Origin of the sequence: Weissella sp. DD23 (assembly GCF_001579105.1) — a bacterium.
Lineage (GTDB): Bacteria > Bacillota > Bacilli > Lactobacillales > Lactobacillaceae > Weissella > Weissella cibaria.
On sequence record NZ_KQ970445.1, the window covers coordinates 1 to 528 of the forward strand.

3 tRNA genes are annotated in these 528 nt (G+C 45.5%); all 3 read right to left on the bottom strand.

Annotated features, from left to right (window positions below):
* Positions 1–228 precede the first annotated feature (228 nt).
* The 3 genes from WEIDD23_RS12150 to WEIDD23_RS12160 all read right to left on the bottom strand — a co-directional run bounded on the left by WEIDD23_RS12150 (position 229) and on the right by WEIDD23_RS12160 (position 501).
* Positions 229–316: transfer RNA gene (locus WEIDD23_RS12150), tRNA-Ser, on the bottom strand.
* Between the two features lie 27 nt (positions 317–343).
* A tRNA-Ile gene (locus WEIDD23_RS12155) sits at positions 344–417 on the bottom strand.
* A 12-nt stretch (positions 418–429) separates the two neighbouring features.
* Positions 430–501 (bottom strand) — tRNA-Gly (locus WEIDD23_RS12160).
* Positions 502–528 lie beyond the last annotated feature (27 nt).

A 528-nucleotide genomic window follows, 5' to 3' on the forward strand; every position in this document is an offset into this window, starting at 1 on the left:
CCACCCAACCTTGCCACTATGACAAGGTCGCGACATTTATTTTGAATATGCAAAAACTTCATCTCATAACACAATATGGCTAATATGGTTGACCTGGCATGTGATCCTATCTCGGTGCATACTCCTAATCGATTAAAATAAAAAACGTGACTCTGTAGAATACAGAATCACGTTTATCAATATCGTTTGCAAATAAAAATGGTAGACAATCGCCTACCATTATCAGAGCGGAGACAGAGGGATTCGAACCCTCGCGCCAGTTTCCCGACCTACACCCTTAGCAGGGGCGCCTCTTCAGCCTCTTGAGTATGTCCCCATGTCAAAAGTTAAACCTTTTAACCAATGGGACTGAGAGGACTCGAACCTCCGACCTCACCCTTATCAGGGGTGCGCTCTAACCAGCTGAGCTACAGTCCCATAAAACAAAAAAGCGGACGACGGGAATCGAACCCGCATTCCCAGCTTGGAAGGCTGGAGCACTAGCCATTGTACTACATCCGCAAAACTATCTGTACCTTTTGTTTTAAG